Source organism: Alteromonas sp. V450 (assembly GCF_001885075.1).
Lineage (GTDB): Bacteria > Pseudomonadota > Gammaproteobacteria > Enterobacterales > Alteromonadaceae > Alteromonas.
In genome coordinates, this window is sequence record NZ_MODU01000005.1 from 1 (window position 1) to 4,645 (window position 4,645).

Consider the following 4,645-nt stretch of genomic DNA (forward strand, 5'->3'; position numbering starts at 1 on the left):
TCTGCCAACTCTCCTGAAGTGCTGCGTATCTTAATGATTTATGTGGGTCTGTAAAGCACTAATTTTAACATTTCTACTCAAACGACTAATTGATAAACAAAGTGCTTAAAATTTAATTGCTCTCTTTTAACGCAGGCGTTATTCAATCAGGTGTTGCACTGACGCGGTAATGTGAAGCACTGTCAATCACACCACACAAACATGCTTGCAGGTTTGGTTAGAAGCGTTAAAGACAGAGCTTTATCAGCTGCTCTATTATTAACGCCATAACAAACATGAAGTGGAAGAAGGTGCTCTTCTCTAGGATGGGCGTATCGCGCATCCGGCGCGCTGTACCATTTAACAAGACGAGCTTTGCGTTCATTCTCGCAATAGGCACTGGTCTGCATAGTTGTCTGAAGCCAGTTATTAAAGCGCGTAGCTTTGCGCCTTGCATCATCAGTGCTATCAAAAAAGCCCTGCATATTGTGAAATGAAGACCCCGAGCCCAATACTAAAATATTCACTTGGTCCGTTGCATCACTATTTACAGGCTTTAACCCGCGTTCTACAGCTTTCCTAATTGCTTCCCCCAACAACACATGCTTTTCCGAATTCAAATCAGACGTAATGGATACTTGAATACAGGGTACTTCGGCGTTGGGATACATGATACTTAGTGGGATGAACATTCCATGATCGAAGCCACGTGCCCTATCCTCCCGCACAGCAATACCTTGTTCTGCTAAACGCTTTAGTAATAAAGTTGCAAGTGCAACTTCTCCTTTGGCCGGATATTTAAGGGAGTACGCCTCTTTAGGGAAGCCATAATAGTCGTAAATCAAGGAAGGTTCTGGGTTGTTAGTTACACTAACTTCTGTTTCTTCCCAATGAGCGCTAATCACTATGATTACATCAGGCCTGGGTAAATCTGCTGACAACGTTTTGAGCGCTTCAATCATTTCCGTGTGATACTGGGGAGAATTCGCTTCACCTTTTGTCAGCATTTCAAGCAGTGGTAGCGGACCTCCGCCATGAGATATATACGCTGTACTAATTTGTACTGGCAATGGCGTTTTTATTTCGGTTGTCAGTTTCATAAGCAACTCTAAATCGTATCCATGCGGGGGTGGCTTACCATAGAAACCGGCTGTTTAAAGCCGGCTTCAGAACAAATACGCGTAACTCGCCTTACTTAAACAGCGTGTCACTGATCAGAGCGTCGATTGATAATTTACCACCACCTTGGATAGCAAGTGCCGTTGTTGCTGCAAGCAGCGCTAGCGCAAATTCATAACCATTATTGGCCATAAACAGACCGTTGGCGGCGTGTACGCTAAAAATTGCAACAACCATAGTAAATGCACTCACCAGCGCGGCTGGGCGAGTAAGCAAACCTAAAATAAGTGCTAGTCCACCAAAAAATTCAGCACTTCCCGCAAGCAATGCCATTAAAAAGCCTGGCGCTAAACCAATGCTTTCCATCCACTGACCTGTGCCTTCTAGTCCATAACCACCAAACCACGCAAAAAGCTTTTGTGCGCCGTGTGCACTAAGAATAATGCCCACAGGCACACGTAAAACCAAACTAGAAATACTGCTATTAGAAGTAAAAATGTTTTTCAGAAATTGCTTGTTCATTGTTGAATCCTCAAAGTCTCTCGTAATTGAAAGTGTCATATCTAAAAAGTGATGAACGCCCCGCCTGACTTCATTTAGTTGGCACAGCGCTAACCTGATGCATATAGAATAGTTACCAACATCTATTGAATAAAGCGGTTAAATATTGAATGATTACCAACAATTTGTTGTTTATTGAGACGAATGGCTAAACGATGGATAAATTATCGCTACTGAAAACTTTCTGCGTTGTTGCAAATGAAGGCAGTTTTACAAAAGCTGCAGAAAAGCTAGACACGTCAAATCAACTCGTAAGCAAGTATGTTGCGGAATTAGAGAAGCAACTTGATACGCGTTTATTCAATCGCACTACCAGAAAAATTCATTTAACTGAGGGGGGCCAACAGTGCTTGCAGCACGCAAACCATATTCTTGAAAGTGTAAATGATATGGAAAGCCAGTTGGGTTTGCTCAATGCAGAAGCAAAAGGCGTATTGCATGTAAGTGCACCCGTTTCTTTTTCTGCCCTGCATTTGGCTGGAGCGCTCAGCGCATTTCAACAAGCACACCCTAATGTATCGATTAACTTGCAGTTAAATGACAGAAAAATTGATGTGATAGACGAAGGCTTTGACGTAGCGATACGTGCAGGTCACCTTGCAAATTCAACGCTGGTGGCCAAAAAAATTACAACGATAAAGCTTGCGCTTTGTGCCGCACCGGCCTATTTAAAAAAATATGGTACACCGAAACATCCAGCTGACTTAAAGCCTGAACACTACCTTGAGTATTCGTACATTAATTACGATAGCGACAAGTCTGTGCTGATCGCAGCACTGAAAGCCAATGCTCAGAGAGTAACGCCAAAGCTAATTGCTAATAATGGTGAGGTACTTACCAGTGTTGCAAAGCAAGGAGAAGGATACGTGCTCCAACCTACTTTTATTGCAGGAGAGGCGCTTAAAAATGGTGAACTAGTGTCGATACTTGATGACTTCGTCCCGCAATCTATTGCATTATACGCGGTTTATCCACACCGAAAACTGATTTCAAATAAGCTGCGGGTTTTTATCGACTTTTTATCCAATTATTTCACAGACACGCCCTATTGGGACAATTAAGATAGTTACGCATAACCCGTGAAAAGTGTATTCTAATTGAGCTTGCCCGAAATCTGCTATAAATTGAAAGCGGCGTAAAGGTTACTCTACGCCGCCGGTGTTAACCACTTCTGAGTCTATGAATCTTGAATTCGATTGAGCAAAACTGATGGGGTTATGTATACACCACTAGTTTTACCCCTAACCCGTTCAGCGTCATTAAACTCTAAACGTTTCCATAATTGCAGGTACACCAGGGAACATGCCAATTAATGCCATAACCGTACAGAGAATTAAGAATGTAATACCTGGAATAACCCAGCGACCCGCTTTACCTAAATCTCCTGCTCGGTCTTTACACCCTACCAGCCCTAAATTATCTAACAGCATGGTAAATGACCAGCCAAATACAGGGTTTACTAATACAGATGAGATCACAACTAAAGCCGCTGACTGAGTAGTTTTACCTTCACGCGTCATTTGCATACCCGCTTCCATTAGGGGAAGAAATACCCCCACGATAAGCGCTACGCAAAGTACTGGAGGCCAAATAGCTAAATCCATAGGATACCCCCACAGCGCTGCTACTATGCATAAAAAGCCCGTTACCAAAGCACCACCGGGAATGGGTCTACGCGCAATTGACGCAGGAATAATATACGTTCCCCACGAAGATGAAATATTACCACCACCCAATAGACTGCCCACAGCTTGACGGCTTGACGCAGCAATCATGGTGTCATCAATGTTCATGTGAGCCCGTTCGCTCTTTTTGGGATAGCTCAACTTTTGGAACACTTGATGACCTAAGAAATCAGGAGACCACATAGACACAGCCAGTACGGCAAAAGGAAGGACAGCAACGAAATGAGACCATTCTGGTAAACCTAGTTTCCACCCTGTGTCTTCTCCCCACCAATACGCGGGGTTTAAGTTGGGCATACCGGGCGATGTAGTGAACTCAAACGGCGCACCGAAGGAAAACGCAATAACAGCAGCCATTACTGCGCCAAGAGGAATGGCCAGCCAACGCTTTTGAATATGTTCCAGCCATGCGTACATTAGAATAGTGGCAATGATAACCACAAAAGCTAGGTAAGCCATATCAAAGCTTTCTGCCCACGCAAAGAGCTTCTTAACCTGACCTGTAATGCCTATAAAGCCCAAATATAACAATAACCCACCGCAAACACCGTTACTGGTGAGCTTAGCGAGTATGCTGCCGCCCCTTGTTATTCCTAAAATAAAACCGAACAAACCGATGAGCAGGCCAAGTGCCATGGGGTGACCGCCAGATGCAACAATAAGAGGTACTAGCGGTAACAGCGGCCCGTGTGTACCTGCTAAATTGGCAGACGGATTGAATAAGGCTGAAATCAAAACGACGAATAATACGGCCGCGATCAGCAATTCAAAACGAACGTTTTCAATAACAAACTCAGGAGACAGCCCTAGTGGCGCTGCAAATGCGCCAACAACGGCGGCAACCATAACAATTTTACCTATGGTTGCAGCCATACCGGGTACAAAGTCTTCCCACTCAACGCGATAATCTTTACCAGGCAGGTTTAACCGCCAACGTTTAGGAGAAAGTATTTGTAATTCGTGGTTTAAATAGTCGTCTCTTGATTTAAAACTACTGCTCGGTTTGTGAAGTTTTTGATAAGAAGAACTTTCCTGTGACACATAACACCTTTAGATTGCGCGAAGAAAACGCAAGCCTAAACATGTGAATGGAATGTAACAATGCGACTGTGGTCTTATACTAAAGTTTAACGTGATAGACGGGCATAAAAAAACCCGCAACGATGTGCGGGTTCTTGTAATATGGCGGAGAGTGAGGGATTCGAACCCCCGGTGGGTTTGACCCCACGTCTGATTTCAAGTCAGGTGCATTAAACCGGGCTCTGCCAACTCTCCTGAAGTGCTGCGTATCTTAATGATAT

The 4,645-nt window shown here is 43.9% G+C and carries 4 protein-coding genes and 1 tRNA gene; 1 reads left to right on the forward strand and 4 read right to left on the reverse strand.

The genetic code is table 11. The annotated features are described in order from the left end of the window. Nucleotides 1–182 precede the first annotated feature (182 nt). A complete protein-coding gene (locus BK026_RS19385; RefSeq protein WP_071817795.1) occupies nt 183–1,079 on the reverse strand; it encodes a class III extradiol ring-cleavage dioxygenase in 897 nt (298 codons plus the stop codon). Nucleotides 1,080–1,170: 91 nt separating this feature from the next. Continuing rightward, nucleotides 1,171–1,620, reverse strand: coding sequence for a DoxX family protein (locus tag BK026_RS19390; RefSeq protein WP_071817796.1), 450 nt, complete (start codon nt 1,618–1,620; stop codon nt 1,171–1,173). Between the two features lie 194 nt (nt 1,621–1,814). Between BK026_RS19390 and BK026_RS19395 the strand changes: the two genes are divergently transcribed. Continuing rightward, on the forward strand, nt 1,815–2,720 hold the full coding sequence (locus BK026_RS19395) for a LysR family transcriptional regulator (RefSeq protein ID WP_071817797.1): 906 nt from the start codon (nt 1,815–1,817) through the stop codon (nt 2,718–2,720). A gap of 198 nt (nt 2,721–2,918) precedes the next feature. Here the strand turns inward: BK026_RS19395 and BK026_RS19400 are convergent, their stop codons facing one another. Beyond that, nucleotides 2,919–4,385 carry a DUF3360 family protein gene (locus BK026_RS19400; RefSeq protein ID WP_071817798.1) on the reverse strand — a complete coding sequence of 489 codons (1,467 nt, stop codon included), beginning with the start codon at nt 4,383–4,385 and terminating at the stop codon, nt 2,919–2,921. 142 nt (nt 4,386–4,527) lie between these two features. Then, nucleotides 4,528–4,619 (reverse strand) — tRNA-Ser (locus BK026_RS19405). Between the last annotated feature and the right edge of the window lie 26 nt (nt 4,620–4,645).

Coding starts and splice junctions, on each gene's coding strand:
- BK026_RS19385 (WP_071817795.1), bottom strand. CDS start 1,079: ATGAAACTGACAACCGAAATAAAAACGCCATTGCCAGTACAAATTAGT.
- BK026_RS19390 (WP_071817796.1), bottom strand. CDS start 1,620: ATGAACAAGCAATTTCTGAAAAACATTTTTACTTCTAATAGCAGTATT.
- BK026_RS19395 (WP_071817797.1), top strand. CDS start 1,815: ATGGATAAATTATCGCTACTGAAAACTTTCTGCGTTGTTGCAAATGAA.